The sequence below is a fragment of the Nitrospirillum amazonense genome (assembly GCF_029594735.1).
In the GTDB taxonomy this organism is placed as follows: domain Bacteria; phylum Pseudomonadota; class Alphaproteobacteria; order Azospirillales; family Azospirillaceae; genus Nitrospirillum; species Nitrospirillum amazonense.
In genome coordinates, this window is record NZ_JARPAF010000004.1 from 219,322 (window position 1) to 246,312 (window position 26,991).

Sequence of the window (26,991 nt, forward strand, 5' to 3'; positions counted from 1 at the left end):
TTCCGGTGGCGTCGTTGTTCGAGACTAGTCCCGGGGACGGGGACAGGGTGCTGGCCGACCGGCGGGCGGTGCTGGCCTTCTGGGTCGGGTGCGCCGTGGTGACCGCGGGCGTGGTCCTGCATTTGCCCATGTTCCTGATGGCCAAGGACGTCGGCTATCGCCTGGCCGACATGCCGATGGACATGGGTATGACCATCGGCATGGGCCTGATCATCGTGGGCGTCCTTATCGCCGCCTATGGCCTGCTGCCGCGCAAGACGGCGGTGGCGGCCGTCGACCTCGCCGTGGTGCATGACGACGGCCCGTTGCGCGCGGCGCACTGGCGGCTGATGGCGGTCATCGTCGTGGCCCTGGTCATCGACGTCATGAAGCCGGCCAGCCTGGGCTTCGTCCTGCCCGGCATGCGCGATGAATACGGCGTGGACAAGATGACGGTGGCCTGGCTGCCCATGGCGGCGCTGGCGGGCACGGTCGTGGGCTCCTTGATATGGGGGGCGCTGGCGGACGTCTATGGCCGCCGCGCCTCCATCCTGCTGTCTTCCGTCATGTTCGTCGGCACATCCATCTGCGGGGCCATGCCCGATTTCTGGTGGAACGTGGCCATGTGCTTCCTCATGGGGGCGGCGGCGGGCGGCATGTTGCCGGTGGCCTACGCGCTGCTGGCGGAAACCATGCCGCTGCGCCACCGTGGCTGGAACCTGGTGCTGGTGGGTGGCCTGGGGGGCATTGGCGGTTACCTGGCGGCCAGCGGCCTGTCGGCCCTGCTCCAGCCCCTGTATGGCTGGCGCATCATGTGGCTGCTGAACCTGCCCACGGGCTTGATCCTGGTCTTTCTCAACGGCCAAATCCCGGAATCGCCCCATTTCCTGCTGCTGCGCGGCCGCCTGCGCGAGGCGGAGCGCACGCTGGCCCGCTTCGGCGCCGCCCTGACGCGCGAGGCGGAGGGCGCGCCCGCGTCCAAGGGGGGCGAAACCCACTTCCTCAGCGGCCGGACCCTGGCCCTGACGGTCACCGCCCTGGCCTGGAGCTTCACCAATTTCGGGCTGCTGCTGTGGCTGCCGGCCGAATTGACGGCCAGGGGCATGGACGTGGTCATGTCCAGCCGCCTGTTGGCGGCGTCCGCCCTTATCGCTTGCCCGACCATCGCGGTGGCGGCGCTGCTCTATTTCCGCTGGAGCACGAAGTGGACGCTGGCGCTGATGATCGTCGTCGCCATCGCCGGCCTGGGCGGCGTCATGCGCCTGGGCGACGGGGCCGGCCTGCTGGACGTGGTGGCGCCGGTGGCGCTGCTGATCGTCGGCAGTAACGGCATCCTGGCCGTGCTGCTGCCCTACACGGCCGAGAACTACGCCGTAGGCCTGCGCGGCCGCGCCACCGGCTGGGTCGCCGGCTGCAGCAAGGCCGGCGGCCTGGTGACCCAATGCCTCGCCATCGCGGCGCTGGTGCCCGGCTTGGGGACCCTGGCGCTGGCCATCGGCGGCCTGATGGCGGCCGCGCTGCTGCTGGTCATCTATTTTGGATCCGAAACACGGGTTGGCCGGCGGGATGCGGATCCGCCGCCGACGGCCGCGGCGGCGGAAACCAGCGGCGCTTGAGCCACTCTCTCCAGAGGGGTACCCCGATCGTGCGAGTTCTCCCCGGCTTGCGGTAGCGGCACCATAGCCATTCGGCGCTGTGCGAACGGGAGTGTTGGCGACGGCATGCCAAATTTGATCAACAAAATTGCGACCTGGTGGCTGGGCGAGGGCGAGCAGCCGGTGACACCTGCCCGTCCCACCCGTCCGGACGCCGTTGAGCCAATCACGCCCGACGCGGGCCCGGACGATATCCAGGGCAGGCTGGGCGCCATCCTGGAGCATCAGGCGCGGGTCAGTGCCGGAACCGTCCAGCTTCTCGGCCTGGAAAGCCTGAAGGAAAAGCTCGGGTCCCGCTGGCCCTCGGTACGCGACCGCGTACACCAGTTGACCGAACGCCTGCTGAACCAGTCGCTGGGCCCCGGCGACGTGGTTTTTCCCTATGGACCCGACACCTACCTGGTTGTCTTCGCCCAGATGGACGAGCGCGCGGCCGGCCTGCTGTGCGCCCGCGTGCTGCAGGACCTGCAGCGCCTGCTTCTGGGCGATGCCGACACCGCCACCATCGTAGTGCGCACCGCCGTGCGCCAGGTCACGGGCGACCTGGTGCTGAAACCCCATCGCCTGGCCGACCTGTTGGCCGGCACCGCCCGCGCCGAGGCCGTGGCCAAGGGACGGGAGGAGGCAGCGGCGTCGGGAAGGGCCGCGCCCGGCTGGACCGAGTTGCACGGCGCGCCGGGCCGCGACGTGGGCGGCGGCACCCTCATCCAGGGCGCGGCCGGCGTTGCCGGCGCCCCCGGCTGGATGCCCTTGCCCAGCCAGGGCGGCCGGACAGGCTTCAGCCAGGGCGAGGTCACGGCCGCCTGGGCGGCGCATGGTCAGCTCGGGCCGCTGGAAATCGTCTACCGCCCGGTCTGGGACGCCAACCACCAGGCGCTATGTCTTTACATCACCCGGGGGCGACGCATGCGCCGGGGCGGGCAGGCTGTCTATGGCTACGACTCGGTCTCCAAGACTTCGGTTGGTGGGACCTTGTCGGCCGAGACCCTGAACGCCATCCTGGATTTGGATGAGGAAGCGATGCGCCAGGCCATCGCCACCTACCTGGAACTTTACGACAACCGCTTCCGCTTCTTCCTTTCCCTACCGGTGCATTATGAGACGCTGGCCGGGTTGCAGCGCCGCCGGTCCTACGTGGCGCTGGCCAGCCGCATCCCGTCCCACCTCATCCCTTTCCTGACTTATCATCTGGTGGGCCTGCCCGAGGGCACGCCCACCGGGCGGCTGGCGGACTTCGTCACCGCCCTGCGCCCCTTTGGCCGCAACCTGATGGTGGGCGTGGCCCTGGGGCGCCAGGACATGGCCACGCTGGCCGCGGCGGGGGTCAAGGGCGTGGGCATCATCCTGCCCGGCGCCGGGGACAGGACGGCCATTGATCACCCCGGGGCGGAGCGCCCCAGCCCGGAACGGGTGGCGACCGACCTGGGCCTGGTGGCGGCCGAGGCCCGGCGCCATCGCCTGAAACTCTATGTCGAGGGCGTGGATTCGGTGGAGACGGAGGGGCTGGTGGACCGCGTGGGCGCCGATTTCATTGCCGGCGACCTGATCGGTGGTTGGACGGAAGCGCCGGAACACATCGTGCGCATGTCCCGCGTCGATCTGCTGGCCAATTCCCGGCAGCCGCCCTCTTAGAAAGCAGAGCCCTTAAAGGAGACGGCTCCTACTGCGCTTTGGCCCCCGGCCGCCGATCGGGGGGCAGCTTGGCCCAGAGGCGCCGCGCCTCCGCCGGGTCCTTGGGCGCGCCGTCGCCGTTCTCGTACATCTGCGCCAGCAGGGCTATGGCGCCCTGTTCGCCGCCGTCCGCCGCCTTGCGCAGCCAGTGCAGCGCCTGGGCGTCGTCGCGGGCGACGCCCTCGCCCTGGCGGTATTGGAAGCCCAGGGCGAACTGGGCGGGAACCCAACCGCGTTCGGCCGCCATCATGTTCCAGCGCGCGGCCTCCACCGGGTCCTTGGTGACGCCCACGCCGGCCAGGTAGATGGCCCCCATCTGGCCCTGGGCGCGGACGAAGCCCTGGCTGGCCGCCTGCTTGTACAGGCGCGCCGCCTCCGTCGGGTTGGGGGGTACGCCGGTACCGTTCTGATACATCCAGCCCAGGTTGGTCTGGCCGGCGGGGTCGCCCTGGCGGGCGCCCAGGGTGTAGAGGCGCACCGCTTCGGCCACGTTCTTGGGGACCCCGCTGCCGTTCTCGTAATGCCAGCCCAGGCTGACCTGGCCGCGGGCGTTGCCCTGGTCGGCCGCCAGCTTGTACAGGCGCGCGGCCTCCGCCGGGTCCTTGGGCAGGCCGTTGCTGCCCTGGTCGTACAGCACGGCCAGCCCCACCTGGGCCTGGGCGTTGCCCTTCTCCACCGCCTGGCGCAGATAGGCCAGCGCCTTGTCCTGGTCCACCGTCACGCCCAGGCCCTGGCCGTAAATCTTGGCCAGCTCGACCATGGCGCCGGCGTCACCCTGGTTGGCCAACTGGGTCAGCGTGGGCAGTGCCCCGGCGTAATCGTGCCTGGCCATGGCCAGGCGCGCCATGGCCAGGTCGGACGCGTTGTCGGCCCAGGCTGGACTGGCGCCCCCGCCGAACGCCAGCAGGGCGAAGACGGCCAGGGCCATGGCCAGCGTCGACCGGTGATGGGCGGTTTGGTGCGGGGATCGCGGCATGGGGTCAGGTCCTTGGCCGAAAATGGGGCCCGTCAGGTCGGGCGCAGAACGTCGCGCAGCCAGCGGTTGGCGGGGTCATCGTCACTGGCGCGATGCCAGTAGAGATTAAACGCCAATGGCGGCATGTCCAGAGGCAGGGGCAGGGTGACCAGGGCCCCCCGGCTGCCGTCCACCAGAGGCTGGCTGTGATGCCGGCCCATGGTCAGCAGCAAGCCGCCGCCTTTCAGGCCCGCCTCCGCTACCACGCGGCAGGCGGTCTCATACCGTTGGCAGCGCAGCGAAATTTTCCGCTGTATGCCCAGGCGCAACAGGGCGTAGTCCTCCACCGCCGGACCGCTGCGACGGGAGGAGACGGCGATGTGCCCCGCCGCCATATACCCCTCCAGATCAACGGGGGCATGGCCCGCGGCCGCGACCAGGCAGTAGTCGTCGCTCAACAGCGGCAGATGGCGCAGGTCCGGGTCGGGCGCCAGGGTCACGTCCACCGCCAGATCCATGCGGCCCCGCGCCAGGTCCGCCTTCATGGTGGCCCGGTCCAGCCGCACGCTGTCCAGCCGGGGGCTGGACCCCTCCGCCAGGTGCCGGCGCAGGCGGGCCATCATGGCTGGCAACAAGGCGGGTTCCACGGCCTCCGGCATGGCAATGACGGCCTGGCGCAGATCGCGGTCCGGCTGGAAATCCTGGGCGTCGGCCAGGGCCCGGCCCAGGGCCGCCAGCGCCTCGCGCACCCGGGGGGCCAGCCGGCGGGCCAGGGCGGAAGGCGCCACGCCCCGGCCGTCGCGGGGGAACAGCGGTTCGTTTCCGGTGCCCAGATGCGGGCCCAACTGGTCCCGCAGCCGGGCCAGGGCGTGGCTGACAGCCGATTGCGACAGCGCCAGCTCATCCGCCGCGCGCGTCAGGCTGCGCGCCCGGTAGACCGCGTCGAACACCCGCAGCAGGTTAAGGTCCAACCTGGCCAGCAGGCGGATATCATGAACGTCATTCATGGTTTATCGCGCATAAACTTCCCATCGGTTCATGTCAATCCGGCGCTACACTCCTTTCAAACCTGGGACGCGATGGCGTCCGCCGGAAAAAAAGGGAGAGAACGCCGATGGACTTCCAGCCCAGCGCCCGTGGCCAGGATTACCTGGATCGTGTCCGCCGCTTCATCGCCGACCATATCGCCCCGGTGGAGGCCCAGTACTGGCGCGACGTGGCCGCCCATGATGGCCCCGACTGGACCGCCTGGCGCGTGCCCCCCAAGATGGAAGAGCTGAAGGCCCGGGCCAAGGCCGAGGGCCTGTGGAACATGTTCCTGCCTGACGCGGAATTGGGCGCCGGCCTCAGCACCCTGGAATACGCCCCCATCGCCGAGGCCACGGGACACAGCCTGATGGCGCCGGAGGTGTTCAACTGCAACGCCCCCGACACCGGCAATATGGAGGTGCTGTGGCGGTACGGCAGCAAGGAGCAGCAGGAACGGTGGCTGAAACCCCTACTGGCCGGGGAAATCCGCAGCGTTTTCAGCATGACCGAGCCCGAGGTGGCCTCTTCCGACGCCACCAACATGGCGGCCACTGCGGTGGTCGAGGGGGACGAGGTGGTGGTCACGGGGCGCAAATGGTGGTCCAGCGGCATCGGCGATCCCCGCGCCCGCATCGCCATCGTCATGGCCCGCACGCCGGATGAGAGCCGCGACCGCCATCACCAGCATTCCATGGTCCTGGTGCCCTTGGACACGCCGGGCGTACGCATCGAACGCATGCTGCCCGTCTTCGGCGCCTGGGACGCCCCCCACGGCCATGGCGAGGTGGTGTTCGACCGGGTGCGCGTGCCCGCGTCCAACCTGATCGCGGGCCCTGGCATGGGGTTCGAAATCGCGCAGGGGCGCCTGGGCCCCGGCCGCATCCACCACTGCATGCGCTGCCTGGGCGCGGCCGAGGCGGCGCTGGACCTCATGATCCGCCGAGGCACCAGCCGCACTGCCTTCGGCCGCCCCTTGATCGATCTGGGCGGCAACCGCGAACGCGTGGCGGAGGCCCGCGTGGCCATCGACCAAGCCCGGCTGCTAACCCTCTACGCCGCCTGGAAGATGGACAAGGTGGGAACCCAGGCGGCCTTGACAGAGATTTCCGCCATCAAGGTGGTGGCGCCCAGCGTGCTGGAACGGGTGGTGGACGATGCCATCCAGATGCACGGCGGCGCCGGCGTGTCGGGCGATACGCCGCTGGCGGGCTTCTACGCCCAGGCGCGGTCCCTGCGCCTGGCTGATGGACCGGATGAAGTGCACAAGGCCATGATCGCCCGTATCGAGCTGGCCAGGCGCGGTTACAAAAAGACAAAAGGGGAGGGTTGAGGGATGGGTATCACGCCGAAGACGGGGCCTCAGGGCGGGCGTATCTTCATCACCGGCGGGGCCAGCGGCCTGGGCCTGGCGCTGGGCAAGCGCTACGCCCGCGCCGGCTGGCGCGTGGCCGTGGGCGACATCAACCCCGACGCCATGGCGTCGGCGGTGGCGGAACTGTCGGCCATCGCTCCCGATGCCTTTTCCATCCCCTGCGACGTGCGCGATGACGCGGCGCTGGACGCGGCGGCCCAGGCCCTGACCCAGCGCTGGGGCGGGGTCGACATCGTCGTCAACAACGCCGGCGTGGCCCAGGCCGGCAATATCGACGACACGCCGCTGGATGATTGGCGCTGGATCATCGACATCAACCTGATGGGCGTGGTGCGGGGCTGCAAGGCCTTCACGCCGATGTTCAAGGCGCAGGGTCACGGCTATTTCGTGAACACCGCCTCCATGGCCGGCTTGCTCGATATGCCGACGATGAGCGCCTACAACGCGACCAAGGCGGCGGTGGTTTCCCTTTCCGAAACGCTGCAGCACGAACTGGCGCCCAGCGGCATCGGCGTCAGCGTCATCTGCCCCTCCTTCTTCAAGACCAACCTGGCCAGCAGCCTGCGGACCACCGACCCGCGCCTGCGCGCCCGGGTGGACAAGCTGCTGAACCGCCCCGGTATCACGGCCGACGATGTGGCGGAGTATGTCTACCAGGGCGTGGCCGCGGGCCGCTGCCATCTGCTGCCGCACAAGGAAGGCCGCCGCTTCTGGCTGATGAAGCGGCTGATGCCGCGCGCCTGGTACGTGGCCATGATCGACAAGCGGGCACGCAGCATGGCGACCCCGTCGCGCACCGCCGCCGCCCAGCCCCCGCAGCCGGCGGCCCCAACCGGGTCGCGCGGATGACGGCGACATCGGTGGCGGCGGGGGAGACCCCGCCCCGTCCCGTGACCGACCGGGCGGGCCCGGTTCGGCCGGGCGAGGATCTGGACGTGGCGGTGGTCGACCGCTGGCTGAAGGAACGGCGGCCGGACCTGCGGGGCCTGCCGGCCGTGACGCAGTATTCCGGCGGGGCCAGCAACTGGACCTACCGCCTGGCCTATGGCGAGGATGGGGCGGAGGGCGACTTCATCCTGCGCCGGCCACCGGCCGGCACCAAGGCCAAGTCCGCCCACGACATGGCGCGTGAATTCCGCGTGCAGCAGGCGCTGAAGCCCGTGTTTCCCTGGGTGCCCACCATGGTGGGGCTGTGCCAGGACGAACGGGTCATCGGCGCCGATTTCTATGTCATGGAACGCATCGCCGGCATCATCCCCCGGGCCAACCTGCCGCGCGGCCTGGACATGGGGCCGGATGCCGTGCGCCGCCTGTGCCTGGCGATGGTGGACAAGCTGGTGGCCCTGCACCGCGTGGACCCGGACGCTGCCGGCCTGTCGGCCCTAGGCAAGGGCGACGGCTATTGCCGCCGCCAGGTGGAGGGCTGGTCCGGCCGCTACCAGAAGGCGCGCACCTGGAACGTGCCCTCCTTCGCCAAGGTGCGGGCCTGGCTGGCCGCCAACACGCCGGCGGACAGCGCCGCGTGCGTCATCCATAACGACTGGCGTTTCGACAACCTGGTGCTGGACGCGGCCGACCCTACCCATGTCATCGGCGTGCTGGATTGGGAAATGGCCACCATCGGCGACCCGCTGATGGATCTGGGCGGGGCGTTGGCCTACTGGGTGCAGGCGGACGACGACTTCTTCATGCGTTCCATCCGCCGCCAGCCAACTCACCTGCCGGGCATGCTGACGCGGGACCAAGTGGTGGCGCACTACCTGGCGGCCATGGGTGACCGGCTGGATGCGAAGGCGGTGGACTGGACCTTCTATGAGGTGTTCGGCCTGTTCCGCCTGGCCGTCATCGCCCAGCAGATCTATTACCGCTATCACCACCGCCAGACCCGCAACCCGGCCTTCAAGCGCTTCTGGCTGCTTGTGACCTACCTGGATTGGCGCTGCCGCCGCATCCTGCGCCGGGCGGGGCGCTGATCCCATGGTGGCGCTGCACCTGATCCGCCATGGCCAGGCCTCCTTCGGGGCGGACGATTACGACCGGCTGTCGGCGCTGGGCATCGCCCAGGGCCGGGTGGTGGGCCGGCAGCTGGGCGCCCGGCTCGGGGCGGGGGACATCGTCGCCGTCAGCGGCAGCCTGAACCGTCACCGCGACACCGCCGCCGCCTGCCTTGAGGCCATGGGTCGGGGCGGCACGGCCTTGTCCGTCGATCCCGACCTGAATGAGTACGACCCGGCCGACGTGGTCGCCTGCCATCGTCCCGATTTGGCTGACGCCGCCGCGCTCAGGGCGGAACTGGCCACGGCGCCTGATCCCCGGCGGGCCTACCAGGCCCTGTTCGCCGAGGCGGTGGCCCGCTGGATGGGCGGCCAGCACGATGCCGACTACGCCGAATGTTGGCCGGTGTTCCGCAACCGTGTGCTGGCCGGCCTGGCCCGGGCGGCGCAAGCGGGCGCCCAGGCGGGCAACACCGTCCTGGTTTTCACCTCCGGCGGGCCCATCATGGCGGCGGTGCAGGCGGTGCTGGGCCTGGATGACGCCGGTGCCCGTCAGGTGCACTGGGCCCTGGTCAACGGCGGCGTCACCAAGCTGCTGGCCTCATCCAAGGCCGTGGGCCGGGTGGGGACGGGCTGGTCGCTGTCCAGCCTGAACGAGCAGGCGGGCCTAGACGGGCCAGACGGCCTGCTGACGTATCGCTGAGGAACCAAGATGCCGGCCAAGACCATCCTCATCACCGGTGCCAGCTCCGGCCTGGGCCTGGGCATGGCCCGGGAATTCGCCGCCCTGGGCCGCGACCTCGCCCTGTGCGCCCGCCGCACCGACAGGCTGGAGGCGCTGCGGGACGAGCTGCTGCGGGCCCATCCCGGCATCCGGGTATCCATCCGCCTGCTGGACGTCACCGACCATGCGGCGGTATTCGAAACCTTTCGTGCTTTCGATGCCGAAATGGGTGGGTTGGACCGTGTCATCGTGAATGCCGGCATCGGTTCCGGCCGGCGCATCGGCACTGGGCACTTCGCCGACAACCTGGCAACGGCCCAGACCAACTTCGTGGCGGCCCTGGCACAGTGCGAGGCGGCACTGGAACTATTCCGACCCCGGAACAAAGGCCATCTGGTGGTCATTTCTTCCATGAGCGCGCTGCGCGGCCTGCCCAAGCATATGACCACCTACGCCGCCACCAAGGCCGGCCTGGCCGCCCTGACGGAGGGCATCCAGGCCGACCTGCTGCGCAGCCCCATCCGGGTCAGCAGCATCCTGCCCGGCTATATCCGCACCGAACTGAACGAGGGCGCCAAGCGCCTGCCCTTCGCCGTCCCCGGCGACGTGGGCAGCCGCCTGCTGGTGCGCGCCATCGAGCGGGAGCCGGCCAAGGCCTATGTCCCCGCCTGGCCCTGGGCCTACATGGCGCCGATCATGAAACTGCTGCCCCTGTCGCTGGTGGCCAAGCTGGCTTAAGTGCCCTTGCGCCGCCAGCGGCGCCAGACCACCCGCAGCAGCCAGCCGGTCAAAGCCGCCAGCGGCAGCCAGGGCAGGATGCGGGCGGTGAAGGTCATGACGTTGGCCAACGAGTCCACCAGGATGTCGCCGAAATCCTTGGCGGCGGTTTTCAGTGGCCGCCAATCCACGCCGTTGGGCTTGGGCTCATCCGGCTGGATGCCGTCATAGCGGATGTCGACCTTCACCATCTCCGTCTGGGTGCGCAGATAGTCGCGCTGGGCGGTGGCGCTTTCGATGTCGCCCTGCACCTGGGCCAGGGTGTGTTCCACGTTCAGCAGGTCGCCGACGTTCTTGGTGCTGGTCTCCCGCAGCAGGGTGGTCAGCCGCTCGCGCAGGGCGATCTTGGTCTCCAAGCGTTTGTCGACATCCAGCACGGCCAGCGTCTTGTCCTCGCTGGTTTCGGAATGGGCGGCGATCTCCGCCGGCGGGGCCGCCAGGCTGGCGGTGAAGGGGGCCAAGGCCGCCGGCGGCAGGCGCAGGCTGGTGTGGGCGTTGATCTGGCCCCGATACCCGTTGCGGTTCAACTGGGACTCGAGAATCTGGCACCCCAGCTTGGCGCAGGCGTCCAGGTCGCGCCGCTGTGCCGCCTCCACCGCCTCGGCCGGCAGGCGCAGGGTATAGCTGTGGCTGAGGGCCACATATCGACGCTTCATGGCCTCCAGGCCCGGCTGTGGCGCCATGCCAAAAGAGGGGACGAAATCCTCCTTCGATCCTGGGACGGGCCCCATCGGCCGGGGTACCGCCGCCATTTCCCTCTTTTCCGGTGCCTTGCCGCAGGCCCCCAGCGCCAGGCAAGCGGCCGCCACCAGCAGCAGGCGCCGCTGGCCCCTCCATCGCATCATGGTACGATCCCCATCGCAGAAATTGAACGTTGGTGGATCCTTAGAGCCCTTAGTGGCAAATCTCGGAAGGAATCGTGGCTTTATCGCCTCGATTCATCTATCGCCGCAGCCAGGGGGCGGCCGGTGTCCAGAAGATGATGTCCACGCCCAGATAGCGCTCGGCATAGTCCACCAGCGCCTGCCTGGTGAAGGGCTTGCCGGTCTCGGGGTTGGTGTAGGTCAGGGTGGGTTCCTGCACCGCCATGGCGACCAGGGGCAGGCGGCCCCGATATCGGTTGAAGAAGGGATAGGCGTTGGCCATCTGGGCCTTGCGGCCGGGGACGATGTCCGGCCCGCCCAGGCCCACGCCGTTGGCGGCGGCGAAGGCGAACAGGCGGGACATATAGTGGTGGTCGTCCCCCCACTCGCAGGGCCAGAAGTTCACGTATTGCACCACCCGGGACCGGGTGAAGGCCCGGCGGGTGGCGGCCAGGTTGTCCAGCGTGGCATCGACATAGGCGTCGCAGCTGAAGCCGGCGTTGGGCTGTCTGGGATCGATGTCGGCGGCCGTTTCCGGCAGGGTGATGGCCAGCACCCGGCCGTCGAAGCGCTCGGCCAGCGCCGCCAGCAGGGCCTGGTAGCGGGCACGCAGGGGCGGGTTCCACTGGGCCGCCACCCAGCCCTGGGCAACGGGCTTGCCCTGGCCCGGCCGATCGATCTGCGCCACCAGCCCACCGCCATAGGTAGGGTCGGTCAGCAGATAGTCCGGCAGGTTGCGCGCCTTGGGCGTGAAGAAGCGGTCCTGCACTTGAATGACCAGCTTCTTGCCCAGGGGCTCCAGCCGCGCCAGCGCCGCGTCGATGGCGCCGAAGTCGTACTCGCCCCGCGCCGGCTCCAGGCCTTTCCAGGAATAGACCAGTTGCACCCCCTCGACCTCCGGCCGGTAGAGCATGGCGTCATACCGGCCCAGCGCGTCGGCCGGCATGTAGAGGAAGGTGCGGGGCGCCGCCGCCTGTGCGGGCAGGCTGAACAGCAGGAGGGCGAGAAGGCCGGGGATCAGGCGGGTCATGGCGCGTGATACGGGCGCGGGCCGGTATCGCCTGCGGTGCGGCTTCGCATTCTCAAAGGGTTGGTAACGCCGCCCGCGCTGAAACGCAGCGTTAATACGAAACGGTATCGGGCCTTTCGGCTGAATACAACCAGGAATACCAAAGGGTTCGCGGAAACAAATATTCAATGGTTGTGACAAATCCTGTCCATCTGGTCATGTTTTTTCGGCCGCAGGGCCGGCGGCCATTGACAGGGCGGGGATGGCCCGCCATCAACGGGGCGCGATACTGCGGTTGCGAAACCAAGGGGGCGGTTGGTGGTGAAGGCAAGGACCTGGCCGGTCATGGCCGTGGTGGTGGCGATGGGGCTGTCGCTGCTAGGGGCCACCGGCGCCCGCGCGGCCCAGTCCGGGACGACCAGGCCGGCAGCTGGGGAATCGGCGCCCTTCCTGGTCGTCAGCGACATGCACTTCAACCCGCTGGACGATACCAGTCTGGCCGCACGGCTGGACGCGGCGCCGGCCAAGGACTGGCCGGCCATCCTGGACGGCACGGCCGGCCGCCGCCTGTCGCCCTTCGGCCGGGACAGCAACTGGTTCGTGTTGCGTTCCGCCCTGGCCGCCATGCGGCACGCCCAGCCGCACCCGGCCTATATCCTGCACACCGGCGACATGCTGGCCCACGATTTCCGCGACACGTTCGAGGCGGCGTTGCCGGCGCACAAAGGGGATGAGGCCGCCTACCGCGCCTTCGCCCTGAAAACGGTCACCACCCTGCTGGAAACCCTGCGCCGCACTTTCCCCGGCGTGCCGGTGCTGACGGCGCTGGGCAACAACGACAGCTATTGCGGCGACTACGCCGTGGAACCCAGCGGCCAGTTCCTGGGCGACACCCTGCCGCTGCTGACCCAGGGCTTCGGTCGTACCCTGAACGGCCGGGCGGACCAGGCCGGCATCGGGCGCGACTGGCGCCAGGCCGGCAACTACGTCATTCCGCATCCGACCCTGAAGGGCGTGCGCATCCTGTCCTTCGACACGGTGATGCTGACCCGCAAGTACAAGAACAACTGCGGCCGGGCGGATGACACGCCGCAGGACACCACGCTGGCCTGGCTGCACCAAGCCCTGGCCGACGCCAGGGCTGCAGGCGACAGCGTTTGGCTGATCACACACGTGGTGCCGGGCATCGATGGCTTCGCCACCGCCAACAACTGGTCCAAGGCGGCCAAGGCGGCGGCGGTGGCCGGCCAACCGATACCTGCCTGCACCGCGCCCGTGGAACTGTTCGCCCCCGGCATGGAGGCGCGGTTCGAGGCGGAGCTGGCGCAGTATCACGACATCATCAAGGTGCTGTTCGCCGGCCACATCCATATGGACGACCTGCGCCTGGTGGGGCCGCCGGGTGCCGGCGTGCCCGTGCTGGTGACTCCGGCCGTCAGCCCGGTCTACCAGCAAAGCCCGTCGTTCAAGCTGGGCCAGGCGGCGCCCGACGGCACCATCACCCACCTGACCACCTATTACCTGACCAACCTGAGCGATCAGCCCAGCGTGGCCAACGCGCATTGGGTGCCGGAATACGACACCGCGCAGGCCTGGGGCGCCAAGCCGCTGAGTCCCGATGCCCTGCGCGGCATCATCGCGCATATCCGTGACAGCGGCCCCGCCCGCGCGCTCTACCGCAGCATCTACAGCGTCGCCCGGCCCCAGGCCTCCGCCATGATTCCGGATAACCAGGCGCTGTACCTCTGTGCCCTGGATAACACCCTGGCGGAGGCCTACACCCGCTGCGCCTGCCCGGCCCCCTGAAGGAGCAACCATGTCCGTTCGCGCCCTCATCCTCGCCCTGTCCCTGACGGTGCTGGCCGGTTGCGCCAACCAGGCGGGGCCGGTGGCGGACCTGCCCAACCTGGGCGTGGTGAAGACCCAGTTGGTGGCCTATCACGACAGTGGCGCCTATGATCGCGACCTGGCACGCGTGGCGGGGGAGGCTGGGGCCTGGATCACGGCGCGCGCCGCCACCTTGCCGGCCGGATCCCACCCCGCCCTGGTGCTGGACATTGACGAGACCTCGCTCAGCAACTGGCTGCAGCTGAAGATCAACGACTTCGGCTACATCAAGGCCGGCGGCTGCGATCTGGACCGGGGGCCCTGCGCGGCCCCGGCGTGGGAGATGATGGGACGCGCCGCCGTCATCGCGCCGACGCTGGAACTCTACCGCCAGGCGCGGGCGGCGGGCGTCGCGGTGTTCTTCATCACCGGCCGGCCGGAGACGGAGCGCGAGGCCACCGCCCGCAACCTGGCGGCCGCCGGGTATGAGGGCTGGGCCGGCTTGGTGCTGCGCGCCGCCGGTGCCCATGGCTCTGCGGCGGATTACAAGGCGGCGGAGCGGGCGCGCATCGAGGCGCAGGGCTACACCATCATCGCCAACATGGGCGACCAGGACAGCGACCTGGCCGGCGGCCACGCCGAGCGCACCTTCAAGCTGGCCAATCCCTTCTACTTCATCCCCTAAATCCTTAAGCCGGCCTGTCAATCTTGCAATTAAAGCGGGCCGCCCGCATCCTCGGCCACGACCCCGCGCAACCGCGGGGGCCAGCGCCGCGTGGCGGCGGAGTGGATGCCTTGGGGGGCGGGGATGAGCGGGGAGATCGACGCGGCCGGTGGCCTGGCGGAAGCCAGCCTGGTGGCCAGGGCCATCGAGGGCGAACGGCACCACACGGCCGTCAGCCATGAGGACGGGCACCACCGTTGCGCCAACTGCGGTGCGCATCTGGCCGGCGCCTATTGCCATGCCTGCGGACAGCCGGGGCACGTCCACCGGTCCATGCTGCACATCGCGGAAGAGTTCTTCCACGGCATCCTGCATTTCGACAGCAAGGTCTGGCGCACCTTTCCCATGCTGGCGTTCCGGCCGGGCAAGCTGACGCGCAACTATGTTCACGGCCACCGCGTGCGCTATGTCTCGCCCCTGGCGCTGTTCCTGTTCTGCGTCTTCCTCATGTTCTTCTCCCTGTCCTTCATCGATACCCCCAACAAGGTGATCAACGGCAACGCGTTGAAGAACCTGGACCACGGATCCATGGCCGACGGCCGGGTCGAGCTGGAATCGGCGGTGAACGACGCGAAGGCGGAACTGCAGGACGCGGAAAACGACCTGGCCGAGGCGCGGCAGGACGGCGGCAACGTCGACAAGGCCACCGCCCGCCGGGACAAGCGCCAGCAGGAACTGAAGGTGGCGGAGGCCGTGCTGAAGGCCTTCGACGTGGCGGCGGCCGCCAGCCTTAAGGCAACGGACAAGGCTGGCCAGGCGGTGCCCGGCGGCGCCCCGGCTCCCGCCGCGGTTCCTGCGGACGGTGTGGCGCCGCCTACGGCCGCCCCTGATGCGGCGGCATCTTCAGCCGAGCCCCAGGCCCAGCCCCATAAACCCACCAAGGAAGAGCATCGCCAGCAACAGGTGGCCAAGCTGTTCGGCGCCACGGACGAGGAGCCGGCCACGGGTGATGAGCCGTCCTGGGCGCGGGCGGCCAAGCGCCTGGCCGATTCCAAGGAGATGTTCGACGTCGACCTCGGCATGCCGAAGCTGGAGGAACACATCCGCCACGCCCTGCGCAACCCCGAGCTGACGCTCTACAAGATGAAGGAATCGGCCTCCAAGCTGTCCTTCCTGCTGGTCCCGCTATCCGTGCCTTTCATCTGGCTGATGTTCCTGTTCAAGCGCGGCATCTACCTCTACGACCACGTGGTCTTCGCGCTGCACTCCCTGTCCTTCATGGCCGTGCTGACGGCGGTGGCCGCTCTCGGCTCCCGCGCCGGGCTGGGGGCGGCCGCCATCGGCAGCCTCATGTGCTTCGCCCCGCCCGTCCACATGTACGCCCATCTGAAGGGGGCCTACCGCCTCGGTACCTTCGGCGCCTTGTGGCGCACCATGGTGCTGCTGTGGGTGGCCCTGCTGGCGCTGACCTTCTACCTGGTCTTCATCGTCTCCATGGGGCTGGTGGAGTAAGGGCGCCTACTCCAGGCTTTCGGTCAGGCTGGCGGCGATGGCGCGGGTGGGTGTGGTGGCGTCGGGGTTGGCCAGGGCCAGCACACGGCGGCCCTGGCGGGTGTAGGCCATGGCGGCGCGGATCTGCGGGTCGTTGCGGAACAGCGCCATGAAGGACCCGTCGGCGTAGGCCTGATACAGCCCGTCCTGCAGCATGTCGGCCAGCCGGTCGTCATGCTTGGCCACGAAGAAGTAGAGATAGAAGTCGCGGTAGAAGAGCGCGACGTCGCGGGCCACCGTCACCGGCACGCCGGCCTCACGCGCCCGCTCCACCTCCTGGTCGATGTCCAGGCTGCTGCGCGGCACGGCGTCGGCACCGCCGGTGGCGACCTCGTTGTACAGGTTGCCCGCCGTCTCATGCACCGTCTGGCCGGCGGCGCGCAGCAGATGGGCTTCGGGCCAGCCTTGCCCCTGCGCCAGCGACAGTTGCCCCGGCGACAGGGGCGTGCCGGCATTGATCTTGGCCTGCGTCGCCTCATTCACCGCCAGCAGGCGATAGCCCATCAGGCCCCGATCCAGCGGCACCCGCACCGGCTGGAAGTGCGCCTCCAGCGCCGGCGCGGTGGGCAGCCAATAGACATCCACCGTGCCGTTGTCCGGCTGCTCCAGCAGGCGCAGCACCTGCGCAGTGGGCAGGGCGTGGTTGTCGACCTTCAGCACATAGGGCCGGCCGCTCTTGTCCAGGGCCAGCTTCAGCACCTTCAGCACGTAGGCGGGGGCTGTGCCTTGGTTCAGGGCGTGCACCACCAGCGGTGCCGGGACGGAGGCGCCAGGCATGGCCAGGCCGCCGGTATCGACGGGATCATCGCTGGCGGCCAGGGCGGACACGGCCCAGCAGGCGGGGGTCAGGAAGGCTAGGATCAGGAAGGCGAGGGTCAGCCGCAAGACGGGCTGCCGCTGGCTGAACCGCGGGGCGGGCATCATGGCGCAAACACATCCCTTCGGCCCCTTCTGCCAAAGGGCCGTTGTCGCTTGGTGGTGGCGGGCCCTTCTGGGCCTTGGTACGGCCGACCTTATCGGCGGCTTTTTTCCTGAGGGACCCCTGATCCCGGGGGCCAGGGTTGCCCAAGGGATTGAAGACTACGCCGCCAGTCCTAACCAGTCGTTAAGGCTTGAGCATTAGGTCGCCCGGGTAAACTTGGCGTCATCGCGTGCCGCCGTCTTGTGGGGGTGCGACATTTACGCACGCACCCTCCGGCTATCCCACAGTACAGCTAAAGCATTGAGAAAAATTTCTATAATAATCAATGAATTAATATGATTTTTGCAGCAGATTTCGACAAGTGTCTGTTAATCCCTCTTTAATTGGGGGAGGGGGATCAAGGGGGCGTCATCTCATCGGATCGCCATTGGCCGTCCATAGCAAGCCGCATCCAGGAAAGGACCCCTTATCATGACAGCCTGGCGCAACCTCTCCATCCGCCTGAAGGTCCTGACGGCGTTCCTGGTGGTCTTCCTGGCGACGCTGGGCCTGGGGCTGTTCGGCCTCAGCCGCACGGAAGCGGTAAGCGGCACCGCCGCCGACATGCGCGACAACTGGCTGCCATCGACGGCGTTGCTGGGCCGTCTGGGCGTGGCGGTGGCCGACGCCCGCGTGGTTGAGGGGCGGGTGATCATCGCCGCCAGCGCCAACGACGCGACGCTGATACAGGCCACGGTCAAGCAGTACGCCGGCGCGACCGCCGCCGTGGAAAAGGCGCGCGCCGATTATCAGCCGCTGATAACCGCCGGCACGGATGACGAGCGGCTGATGAAGGAATTCGACGCCAATTGGGTGCAGTACAGGGCCATCGCCGCGCGGGTCCAGGACATGGTGACCAAGGGCGAGGTGGCGCAGGCGTTGCCGCTCTACCTGGGCGAGGGCCTGAAACAATACCAGGCGGCGCGCGATGCCATCATCGCGGACAACGACTTCAACGGGAAAGAGGGCAAGAAGGCGGCCGACGCGGGCCAGGCCCTGTCCGACAATGCCGTGTGGATGACCTGGGTGGCCATCGCCGTCACCGCCCTGCTGTGCGGCGGCGCCACGGTAGTCATCGTCTCGGGCGTCGTCCGTCCCATCGCCCGCACCACCGGCGTGGTCGAGACCATGGCGGCCGGCAACCTGGGGGTCACAGTCACCGACACGGACCGGGGGGACGAGGTGGGCACGCTGGCCCGCGCGCTGGAGGTGTTTCGCGACGGCATGGTCAAGGCCCGCGACCTGGCCCAGGCGCAGGAGCTGGAGCGTCAGGCCAAGGAGCGCCGCGCCGTGGCGCTGGAAGGCCTGGTCCAGGGCTTCGAGGCCAAGGTGGCCCAGTTGGTGGACGCCCTGGCCGGTGCCGCGACGGAAATGCAGGCCACGGCCGAGAGCATGGCCAGCACGGCGGAGCAGACAAACACTCAGTCCAGTGCCGTGGCCGCCGCCGCCCAGCAGGCCTCCGCCAACGTCCAGACCGTGGCCTCCGCCACGGATGAGATGGTGGCGACGGTGCAGGAGATCAGCAGCCAGGTGGAAAAGTCGCGCACCATCGCCACCAAAGCCATCCAGGAGGCGAACGACACCAGCGGCACCGCCCGGCGCCTGGCCGACAGCGCCCAGCGCATCGGCGAGATCGTGCAGCTGATCAGCGCCATCGCCGGGCAGACCAACCTGCTGGCGCTGAACGCCACCATCGAGGCGGCGCGGGCGGGCGAGGCGGGCAAGGGCTTCGCCGTAGTAGCCAGCGAGGTGAAAAGCCTGGCCAACCAGACCGCCAAGGCCACCGGCGACATCGAAAGCCAGATCGGCGAGATCCAGGGCCTGACCACCCAGGCCGTGGCCGCCATCGAGAGCGTCAGCCGCACCATCAACGAGATGTCGGACATCGCCATGGCCATCGCCTCCGCCATCGAGGAGCAGTCGGCCACCACTTCGGAAATCGCCCGCAGCGTGAACGAGGCCGCCAAGGGCACCGAGGACGTGTCACGCAACATCACCGGTGTGCACCAGGCGGCGGTGGCCACCGGCGCCGCTGCCGGCCAGCTGCAGGACTCCGCCCGCGACGTATCGCATCAGGCGGAGGATCTGAGCGCCGAGGTGTCGCGCTTCATCATCGGGGTGAAGGCGGCCTGATCCTGCTGTGACGCCTGCTCCAGCGGCCCGGGATCGCAGGATGCCGGGCCGTTCCTTTTCGGGGCTTTAATGAACGGCGGCGCCTTCTGCTATGGAATTTTAATGGCCTGATGGCGGCTCAATGGGGGCCTGGACGACCCCTGCCGGACACGCCGCCATGTTGGGCTTCACCACCCTGATCGACCTCATCACCCATACCCCCGACATCGCCACGGCGGACCAGACGCCGCCGTCGCCGCGCGCGGCCGACTGGTTCTTCGCCACGCCGGCCCACCTGCCGGCCGGCGGTTCCGTGTGCGTCGACCTGGCCGCAGGCCGGGTGTGGATCAGTGATCCCCGCCGTGCCGGCGATTTCCCCCTGGCCGAGGTGGCGGTGCAGCCCATCCGGCCGGCCGACATCGCCCGGCCCGAGGCGCTGGCCCAGGTGGTCCTGTGGGCGGGGGAGCCGGTGCCCTGGCGCTACCGCATCCCCTGCGCCTCCTGGCGGCAGGCCCGCACCGTGGCGGCGGAATTGGCCCTGGTGCTGGAGCGCGCCGCCGGCCAAGAGGGCAGCCGCTGCCTCAGCTTCTGACTTTCCGCCCCTGTTGCGGGCGGGGTACCGCTTCGGCCGGTGCGGCGTGAGGTTGGCCCCCGCCCTGGGTAGGCCGCCGGTCCAGACCCCCCGGCGGCCTATTCCCTTTGTGCGACGCAAAACCTTCTTCGCGGCTGCGAGAGCGCTTGGTTATACTGTGGCCTCGCGGGGTTATCCCTGGCGCCGGGGGCAAGCGGCGCGGGGGACCGACTGAAGAGGGAAAGCTGATGGCCTTTACCGACGCGACCGGCCCTAAGGGCCCGTTTGACCCAAAGGGCCCGTTTGAGATGCCCGAGGGCTTCCTTGACCCCAGTAATCATTGGCCTTTCCGCCTGTGGCAGGATGGGCTGGCCTACACGGTCGATGCCTTCCAGCGCACCGCCCTGGTCATGGACGTGCTGCGGCAGCGCGGCGCCCAGTACCATGAACACATGGCCCAGACGGCGCCCACGGTGCTCAGCTTCGAAAGCGAGACGGTGCTGGATGGCGCCACCTTGCCCCGGCCGGTGAATTATTCGCTGCAGCGCATCATTCCGCCGGCGGGCGTCGAGCTGGACCTGAAGAAGCGCCCCTTCGTCATCGTCGATCCCCGCGCCGGCCACGGCCCCGGCATCGGCGGTTTCAAGTCGGACAGCGAGATCGGCGTGGCCCTGGCCGCCGGCCATCCCTGCTATTTCATCGGCTTCCTGCCGCGCCCGGTGCCGGGCCAGACGGTGGAGGACGTGATCGCGGCCGAGGCCGCCTGCCTGGAAAAGGTCATCGCGCTGCATCCGGAGGCCGAGGGCAAGCCGGTGGTCATCGGCAACTGCCAGGCCGGCTGGCAGCTGATGATGACGGCGGCCATCCGCCCCGACCTGTTCGGCCCCATCATCATCGCCGGCACGCCGCTTTCCTTTTGGGCCGGCCATCGCGGGCAGGACCCCATGCGCTACAGCGGCGGCCTGCTGGGCGGCAGCTGGTTGACGGCCTTCGCCAGCGACCTGGGCGCCGGCCTGTTCGACGGCGCCTGGCTGGTGCAGAATTTCGAGAACCTGAACCCCGCCAACACCCTGGTGGGCAAGCAGTACGCCCTATGGGACAAGGTCGACACCGAGGCGCCGCGCTACCTGGGCTTCGAGAAGTGGTGGAACGGCCACGTTCTGCTGAACGGCGAGGAAATCCAGTACATCGTCGACAAGCTGTTCGTGGGCAATCGCCTGGCCACCGCCGACATCGTCACCAAGGACGGCGTGCGCGTGGACCTGCGGGCCATCCGCTCCCCCATCATCGTCTTCTGCTCCAAGGGTGACAACATCTCTCCGCCGCCGCAGGCGCTGGGCTGGATTTGCGACCTGTATGAAAGCGTGGACGACATCCGCTGCCACGGCCAGACCATCGTCTACGCCGTGCATGAAAGCGTCGGCCACCTGGGCATCTTCGTCTCCGCCGCCGTGGCGCGGAAGGAGCATCGCGAGTTCGCGTCCAACATCGACTTCATCGACGTGCTGCCCCCCGGCCTGTACGAGGCGCAGATCCTGCCGGCCGAGGCCGCCCCCTCCGGCCAGTCTGGGCAGGAGGGCGACCCCAACGTCCTGCGCTTCGCCGCCCGCAGCATCAATGACGTGGCGGCCCACGTCGAACCCCTGCCGGATGACGAACGCCGCTTCGCCACCGTGTCCCGTCTCTCGCGCGTAACGCTGGGTCTGTACCGCGACCTGGTGCAGCCCTGGGTGCGCCAGCTGGTGGGGGAGACGACGGCGGAAATCCTGCGCGGCCTCCACCCCTTGCGCCTCAGCTATGAACTGTTCTCCGACACCAACCCCTGGCTGAACGGCGTGCCGGAGCTGGCCGCCGCTGCCCGGCGCGACCGTCGCCCGGTGGGGTCGGAGAACATCTGGCGCAACCTGGAACAGCGCCTGGCCCACCAGATGGAAACGGCGCTGGACGTCTACCGCGACCGCCGCGACGCGACGGCGGAGGCACTGTTCATGGGCATCTACGGGCACCCGCTGACCCAGGCGCTGTTCGGCCTGAACGCCGACGACGCCCCGCCCCGGAGCCATCCCGGCGAGACCCCGGAACACCGCCGCTTCCTGGCGGAACAGGGGGCGGAGTTGCGCCGGCGCCTGCATGTGGGCGGCCTGCGCGAGGCCGGCATGCGCGCCCTGCTGCATGTGGCGCTGGCGGAGCGCATGGCCGACGCCCGGGGCTTCAACGCCCTGCGGGCTTTGCGCGACACCCACGGCCGGGGCCTGGAACTGGCGGAGTTCAAGCGGCTGGTGCGCGACCAGTTCCTGATGCTGCTGCTGGACCCGGCCGCGGCACTGGAGACCCTGCCCGACCTACTGGCTGGCGCCACGGTGGAGGAAATCACCCGCGTCTCGGAAGATCTGGTGATGGTGGCCGGCGCCGCCGGGCCGCTGGACACCAAGGGCCAGGAACGGCTGGACAGCATGGTGGCCCTATTCCAGGACCTGGCCGCCAGGGCGCCCAGGGCCCCGGGCAAGGCCTCTCCCGCCGCCACCGCGCCGGCGCCCGACACCAGCCTGCCCAACCCGGTGCTGGACCAGGCACCGGCGGCGGCTGCCCCCGCCGCCGCGGCGGAGCCCAGCGCGCCGACGCCGCCCCGGTCCAAACCCACCGCCGCCAAGGTGCGCCGGGCCAAGGCGGCCCCCACGCCGACGGAGCCCCCGCCCGCCGAGACCTCCGTCATCACTGAAGAACCCACCACCAGCCCGCCGGTGGAGGTGGCGGCCGAACCCAAGCCCGGCCCCGTGGCCACGGCCCCGGTGACCGTGCCCCAGCGCGCCCCGACCCCCCGCCGCGCCAAGGCGCCCCGGCGGTAAGGATCGCGCATTCACACGTCCTGCGGGCAAATGCCATTGGTCTGATCCGCCCTCCCGTCTAGAATGCTGTCCCGGGGCCGGTGGTGTTGGCCGGGTTGGTTGGCGTGGGGGATGGATATGCGTGGGTGTTTGGCGGGTGCGGTCCTGGCCTGGTGCCTGGGCGGCGGCTTCAATTACGCCTTGGCGGCGGATAAGCCCGTCGTGGCCCCGCCGGAGTCCTGGGTGAAGCTGGTCACCGCCCCCGTGGCCCTGGCGGGGGGCAGCACCTCGGCCGCGATCCAGGTGCTGCTGACCGACTGGCAGATGAACCAGGCGGCTGGCGGCCTTTCGCTTTACCGTCACGACGTGTTGCGGGCGCAGACACCGCAGGGGCTGGGGGCCATGGGCTCCCTGCAATTGAGTTGGAACCCCGATACCGAAGTCCTCACCCTGCATCAATACCAGATCCGCCGGGGTGACCAGGTCATCGACCTGTTGGCGTCGTCCCAACCGTTCACTATCCTGCGGCGGGAACGCAATCTGGAAGCGGCGGCCCTGGACGGCACCCTGACCGTCACCCTGCAGCCCCCGGGCTTGCAGGTGGGCGATGTGCTGGAAGCCGCCTATACACTGACGCGGAACGACCCCGTCCTGCAAGGTCAGGCGGGAGTACTGTTCACCGAGGTTTGGAAAGAACCAGTCGCCCGTGTCCATGTCCGGGCCAACTGGCCCCGGTCTCAGCCCTTGCGCTGGCGCGTCACCGATGGACTGGACAAGCCCAGGACAGCTCCGGGCGAACTGAGCCTGGACATGAAGGAGGTGGCGGAATTGCACGGGCCAGAGGGCGCGCCCGCCCGCTACTTCAATTTCCGCCAACTGGAATTCAGCACCTATGCCTCCTGGGCCGAACTCTCCACCCAGATGGAAGCGCTGTACGCCAAGGCGGCGGTGCTGGCGCCGGACTCGCCCCTTAACGCGGAGGTGGCACGCATCCGAGCCGCGTCGGCCGAGCCCAAGGTGCGCGCCGGCCTGGCGCTGGCCCTGGTGGAGGATCAGGTGCGTTACCTGTTCCTGGGTATGAACAACGGGGCCCTGGTGCCGGCGGTGGCCGATCTGACCTGGACGCGCCGCTTTGGTGACTGCAAGGGCAAGACAGCGCTGCTGCTGGCCCTACTGCACGCCCTGGACATCCTGGCTGAACCCGCCCTGGTCAGCTCGACAGGCGGTGACGGCTTGGATGCCCGCCTGCCCATGCCGGGCCTGTTCGACCACGTGCTGGTGCGGGCCCACATCGACGGCCGTGACTATTGGCTGGATGGCACCCGGTCGGGCGATGCCGGCCGGGATCTGGATCGGCTGCCCGTGCCCTATTTCCATTGGGCCCTGCCGTTGCTGCCCCAAGGGGCGGCCCTGGTGCCCGTGGTGCCGCCCGCCCCGGATGAGCCATCGGCGTTGACGACGCTTGCCATCGACGCGTCCGCCGGGATCAGCGTGCCTGCCCGCGTCCACGGTGAACAGCTGTTGACCGGTGACGGCGCCCTGCAGGTCAAGCAGGGCCTGGACAACCTGACGGCCGACGCGCGTGAACGGACGCTGCGGAACTTCTGGACTAAGCGTTATCCCAACCTGCGACCGCAGACGGTCAGCGCCGATTTCGACGTGGCCACGGGGCGGCAGACACTGCTGATGGATGGGGAACAGACGCTGGAATGGAAGCGCCTGGGGGCCACCACCGCCGTGGCCCTGCAACTGCAGGAAGGGGAACTGGGCTGGAAGGCGGACGCCAAGCGGCAACCGGGCCCGCACCAGGATGCCCCCTTCGCTGTCGCCTATCCCTTTTTTGAACAGACGCGCGAGACCATCATCCTGCCGCCGGACGCCTTAGGCGCCACGGTTCAAGGCGGTAACGTGGACAAGACGATAATGGAAATGGCGTTCCACCGCGATTTGAAGGTGGAGCGCAACGTCCTGACACTGGATGTCAGCACCCGTGCCCTGAAGCCGGAATACATGGCTTCCGCGGTGGAAGTCGAAGCCGCCGCCGCGCAGATCCGCGCCCTGTCGGAAGAGACCGTCTTCCTGATCTCTCCCCTGAACTACCGTCCCACGGAGAAGGAGCAAGCGGCGTTCCTGGAAAAGGCGCCCCCTACGCCCGAGGGATTGGTGAATCGTGCCGGCGTCCTCTTCCGCCGGGGTGATAAGGCGGGCGCTCTGGCGGATGCGGAGAAGGCCGTCGCCTTGAAACCAGACTGGGCGCCAGCCTACGGCATGCGCGGGTATGTCCGCATGGAAACAGGTGATGCCAAGGCAGCCCAGGCGGACTTTGACAAGGCATTAGCCCTTGATCCCGCCTGTGAGCAGGCGATGGTTGGCATCGGCCAGTTGGCCCTGGACCAGGGGCGCAATGACGACGTGGTCCTCTTCGCCTCGCGGACCCTGCAAGTTTGGCCGCTCGATCTTGCCGCCATGGGACAGCGCATGTTGGCCTACTATCGGCTGCATAAATTTGACCAAGCCTTCACGGACGCCACCGAGTTGAAGCGGCTAGATCCCAACCGCCTGGATGCCTATGAGGTACGGGCCAACGTCTTGCGTCAGCGAGGCGACACGGATGCCATGGCGGCGGAGGGTGACGCGGCCATCGCCGCGCGGCCCAACGACGCTCAAGCCTATGCCCTGAAGGGGGTAGCCCTGGAAATCCTAGGCCGGAAGGATGAAGCGGTGGCTGCCTACGATCACGCCCTGGCGCTGAAGCCCACCGCCTCCGTCTATGCCCAGCGCGCCCGTGCGCGATCGTCGTCCGACCAGAAGGGCAAGGTCGCTGACCTGACAGCCGCCGTGGCGTTGGCGCCGAACCAGAGTGAGTATCTCGCCTCCCTGGGGGCGGCAGAGGCGCGGCTGGGCGACAACGCCGCGGCCGAGGCGGCGTTCACCCAGGCCCTGAGCCAAGCTGGCAGCAAGGGCGAGGAAAACGTCCTGTACGCGCGCGGGCGCTTTTATGCCCAGACCCATCGTGACCAGCAGGCGCGCGAGGACTTCGCCAAGGTCCGCGAGAAAGTGGCCGACAAGGCATCGGGGTTGAATGAGCTTTGCTGGGTGCAGGCAACGGCGGGCTTCGCGCTGGAAACCGCCCTGGCTGACTGTGACGAGGCCTTGAGGCTGTTGCCCACCGCCACCCCCATCCAAGACAGCCGGGCCTTCGTCCTGCTGCGTCTGGGACGCTATGACGAGGCGATCGCCCAATACGACGCGGCGCTGAAGGACCGCCCCGCCAGCGGTTCCAGTCTCTATGGCCGGGGCCTGGCGAAGCTGCGCAAGGGCATGGCAGCGGAAGGGCAGGCCGACCTCGCCGCCGCCCGGGCTGCCGATTCCCGGGTCGATGAGACGTTCAAGGAATATGGCGTCACACCATAAGGCTGGTTGCTGGGCTCACACCGCCTTGGGGGGCACCCTCGTCACCAGGTCCGCCAGCGCGTCCAGCGCCGGCTGGCGGGTAAAGGTGGGGCGGCTTACCAGGCGGATCCGGCGGCCGGTCCCCGTGCCGGCCAGGGGACGGAAGACCACGTCGCGCCGTCCGGCGTGGACCTCGGCCGCCAGCGCCGGCACCAGGGTGGTGCCGTAACCGGCCGCCACCATGTTCAGCAGGGTCTCCAGGCTGGTGGCGCGCAGGGACCAGCCGCCGGGGTCGGGCCGCGCGCAGGCGGCCAGGGCCTGGTCCCGCAGGCAATGGCCATCGGCCAGCACCAACAGGTCGGGCGCCAGCGCCGCCTCGTCCACCGGCCCGTCGCCCTCCGCCAGGGCATGGTCGGGCGGCAGTGCCGCCAGGAAATCCTCGTGGAACAGAGGGCGCTCCACCAGGTCATCGCCCGCCGCGGGCGTGGCGATCAGCGCGGCGTCCAATTGGCGGCGGCGCAGGCGCTCCACCACCGCGTCGGTGGTGTCTTCCCACAATTCCAGGGTCAGGGCGGGGCAGCGCCGGCGCAAGGGGGCGAACACCCGGGGCATGAGATAGGGCCCCAGGGTGGGGATGACGCCCAGGGTCAACGGCCCGGCCAGCGGGTCGCGCGCGCCGGCCAGGGCCACGATGGCGTCCGCCTCCGCCACCGCCCGGGCGGCGTGGACCAGCACCTCCTCCCCCAGCGGCGTGGGCGCCACCCATTTGTTGGTGCGCTCGAACAAAGGCGCGCCCAGCCGCGCCTCCAGCTTGGCCACTTGGCTGCTGAGGGTGGGCTGGCTGACGTTGCAGGCGGCGGCGGCCCGGCCGAAATGCCGGTGCTGGGCCACGGCCAGAAGGTATCGCAGATCGCGCAGGTTCACGGGCGGGCGAACTCCTGAAAACACGCCGACGATATAGATGGTCTATCGTCACGATACGAACAATCGATTTTACGCATGAACGCCGGCCGGCGTAGCTTTTCCTCGTCGGGCGCCAAGGCGCCCAAGCCCATCAGA

The 26,991-nt window shown here is 69.1% G+C and carries 20 protein-coding genes; 14 read left to right on the forward strand and 6 right to left on the reverse strand.

Going from position 1 to position 26,991, the window contains the following annotated elements; genetic code table 11:
• Positions 1–5 precede the first annotated feature (5 nt).
• Entirely contained in the window at positions 6–1,595 is a 1,590-nt protein-coding gene (locus P5F91_RS21750) for an MFS transporter (RefSeq protein WP_211106816.1), read from the forward strand.
• Positions 1,596–1,709: 114 nt separating this feature from the next.
• Entirely contained in the window at positions 1,710–3,266 is a 1,557-nt protein-coding gene (locus P5F91_RS21755; protein ID WP_186454523.1) for an EAL domain-containing protein, read from the forward strand.
• A 28-nt stretch (positions 3,267–3,294) separates the two neighbouring features.
• Here the strand turns inward: P5F91_RS21755 and P5F91_RS21760 are convergent, their stop codons facing one another.
• Together P5F91_RS21760 and P5F91_RS21765 are read right to left on the reverse strand one after the other, a co-directional pair.
• A complete protein-coding gene (locus P5F91_RS21760; RefSeq protein WP_145608741.1) occupies positions 3,295–4,281 on the reverse strand; it encodes a tetratricopeptide repeat protein in 987 nt (328 codons plus the stop codon).
• 32 nt (positions 4,282–4,313) lie between these two features.
• A complete protein-coding gene (locus P5F91_RS21765) occupies positions 4,314–5,267 on the reverse strand; it encodes a LysR family transcriptional regulator (RefSeq protein ID WP_277908241.1) in 954 nt (317 codons plus the stop codon).
• Positions 5,268–5,374: 107 nt separating this feature from the next.
• Between P5F91_RS21765 and P5F91_RS21770 the strand changes: the two genes are divergently transcribed.
• Genes P5F91_RS21770 through P5F91_RS21790 form a run of 5 tightly spaced genes read left to right on the forward strand, consistent with a single transcriptional unit; the run spans position 5,375 to position 10,117 of the window.
• A complete protein-coding gene (locus P5F91_RS21770) occupies positions 5,375–6,619 on the forward strand; it encodes an acyl-CoA dehydrogenase family protein (protein ID WP_145608739.1) in 1,245 nt (414 codons plus the stop codon).
• Between the two features lie 3 nt (positions 6,620–6,622).
• Positions 6,623–7,510 carry an SDR family oxidoreductase gene (locus tag P5F91_RS21775; protein ID WP_277908242.1) on the forward strand — a complete coding sequence of 296 codons (888 nt, stop codon included), beginning with the start codon at positions 6,623–6,625 and terminating at the stop codon, positions 7,508–7,510.
• Entirely contained in the window at positions 7,507–8,634 is a 1,128-nt protein-coding gene (locus tag P5F91_RS21780) for a phosphotransferase family protein (RefSeq protein WP_277908243.1), read from the forward strand. The genes P5F91_RS21775 and P5F91_RS21780 overlap by 4 nt, the downstream gene beginning before the upstream one ends.
• Positions 8,635–8,638: 4 nt before the next feature.
• Positions 8,639–9,358, forward strand: a complete 720-nt coding sequence (locus P5F91_RS21785; protein ID WP_277908244.1) for a histidine phosphatase family protein — start codon at positions 8,639–8,641, stop codon at positions 9,356–9,358.
• Positions 9,359–9,367: 9 nt separating this feature from the next.
• Entirely contained in the window at positions 9,368–10,117 is a 750-nt protein-coding gene (locus tag P5F91_RS21790; protein ID WP_277908245.1) for an SDR family oxidoreductase, read from the forward strand.
• Here P5F91_RS21790 and P5F91_RS21795 read toward each other — a convergent pair.
• Together P5F91_RS21795 and P5F91_RS21800 are read right to left on the reverse strand one after the other, a co-directional pair.
• Positions 10,114–11,001 carry a DUF4349 domain-containing protein gene (locus P5F91_RS21795; protein ID WP_277908246.1) on the reverse strand — a complete coding sequence of 296 codons (888 nt, stop codon included), beginning with the start codon at positions 10,999–11,001 and terminating at the stop codon, positions 10,114–10,116. The two genes, P5F91_RS21790 and P5F91_RS21795, sit on opposite strands and share 4 nt — an antisense overlap.
• Before the next feature lie 97 nt (positions 11,002–11,098).
• Complete coding sequence (locus P5F91_RS21800; RefSeq protein WP_145608733.1) at positions 11,099–12,049, reverse strand: beta-galactosidase; 951 nt, start codon at positions 12,047–12,049, stop codon at positions 11,099–11,101.
• Between the two features lie 300 nt (positions 12,050–12,349).
• On the opposite strand from P5F91_RS21800, the gene P5F91_RS21805 reads away from it, so the two are divergent.
• The 3 genes from P5F91_RS21805 to P5F91_RS21815 all read left to right on the forward strand — a co-directional run bounded on the left by P5F91_RS21805 (position 12,350) and on the right by P5F91_RS21815 (position 16,031).
• A complete protein-coding gene (locus P5F91_RS21805; RefSeq protein WP_277908247.1) occupies positions 12,350–13,834 on the forward strand; it encodes a metallophosphoesterase in 1,485 nt (494 codons plus the stop codon).
• 10 nt (positions 13,835–13,844) lie between these two features.
• Positions 13,845–14,540, forward strand: coding sequence for an HAD family acid phosphatase (locus P5F91_RS21810; RefSeq protein WP_145608731.1), 696 nt, complete (start codon positions 13,845–13,847; stop codon positions 14,538–14,540).
• A gap of 123 nt (positions 14,541–14,663) precedes the next feature.
• On the forward strand, positions 14,664–16,031 hold the full coding sequence (locus P5F91_RS21815; RefSeq protein WP_277908248.1) for a DUF3667 domain-containing protein: 1,368 nt from the start codon (positions 14,664–14,666) through the stop codon (positions 16,029–16,031).
• A 6-nt stretch (positions 16,032–16,037) separates the two neighbouring features.
• Here P5F91_RS21815 and P5F91_RS21820 read toward each other — a convergent pair whose 3' ends face one another.
• Positions 16,038–16,994, reverse strand: coding sequence for a hypothetical protein (locus P5F91_RS21820; RefSeq protein WP_145608729.1), 957 nt, complete (start codon positions 16,992–16,994; stop codon positions 16,038–16,040).
• 469 nt (positions 16,995–17,463) lie between these two features.
• On the opposite strand from P5F91_RS21820, the gene P5F91_RS21825 reads away from it, so the two are divergent.
• The 4 genes from P5F91_RS21825 (at position 17,464) to P5F91_RS21840 (ending at position 25,953) form a co-directional block, all read left to right on the forward strand.
• Positions 17,464–19,164: a methyl-accepting chemotaxis protein gene (locus P5F91_RS21825; RefSeq protein WP_277908249.1), complete on the forward strand. Its 1,701-nt coding sequence runs from the start codon at positions 17,464–17,466 to the stop codon at positions 19,162–19,164.
• Between the two features lie 157 nt (positions 19,165–19,321).
• Positions 19,322–19,735: a hypothetical protein gene (locus tag P5F91_RS21830; protein ID WP_145608727.1), complete on the forward strand. Its 414-nt coding sequence runs from the start codon at positions 19,322–19,324 to the stop codon at positions 19,733–19,735.
• Positions 19,736–20,022: 287 nt separating this feature from the next.
• Positions 20,023–22,560, forward strand: a complete 2,538-nt coding sequence (locus P5F91_RS21835) for a DUF3141 domain-containing protein (RefSeq protein ID WP_277908250.1) — start codon at positions 20,023–20,025, stop codon at positions 22,558–22,560.
• A gap of 129 nt (positions 22,561–22,689) precedes the next feature.
• Positions 22,690–25,953, forward strand: a complete 3,264-nt coding sequence (locus P5F91_RS21840; RefSeq protein ID WP_277908251.1) for a DUF3857 domain-containing protein — start codon at positions 22,690–22,692, stop codon at positions 25,951–25,953.
• Between the two features lie 15 nt (positions 25,954–25,968).
• Here P5F91_RS21840 and P5F91_RS21845 read toward each other — a convergent pair whose 3' ends face one another.
• On the reverse strand, positions 25,969–26,856 hold the full coding sequence (locus tag P5F91_RS21845; RefSeq protein WP_145608725.1) for a hydrogen peroxide-inducible genes activator: 888 nt from the start codon (positions 26,854–26,856) through the stop codon (positions 25,969–25,971).
• Positions 26,857–26,991: the final 135 nt, after the last annotated feature.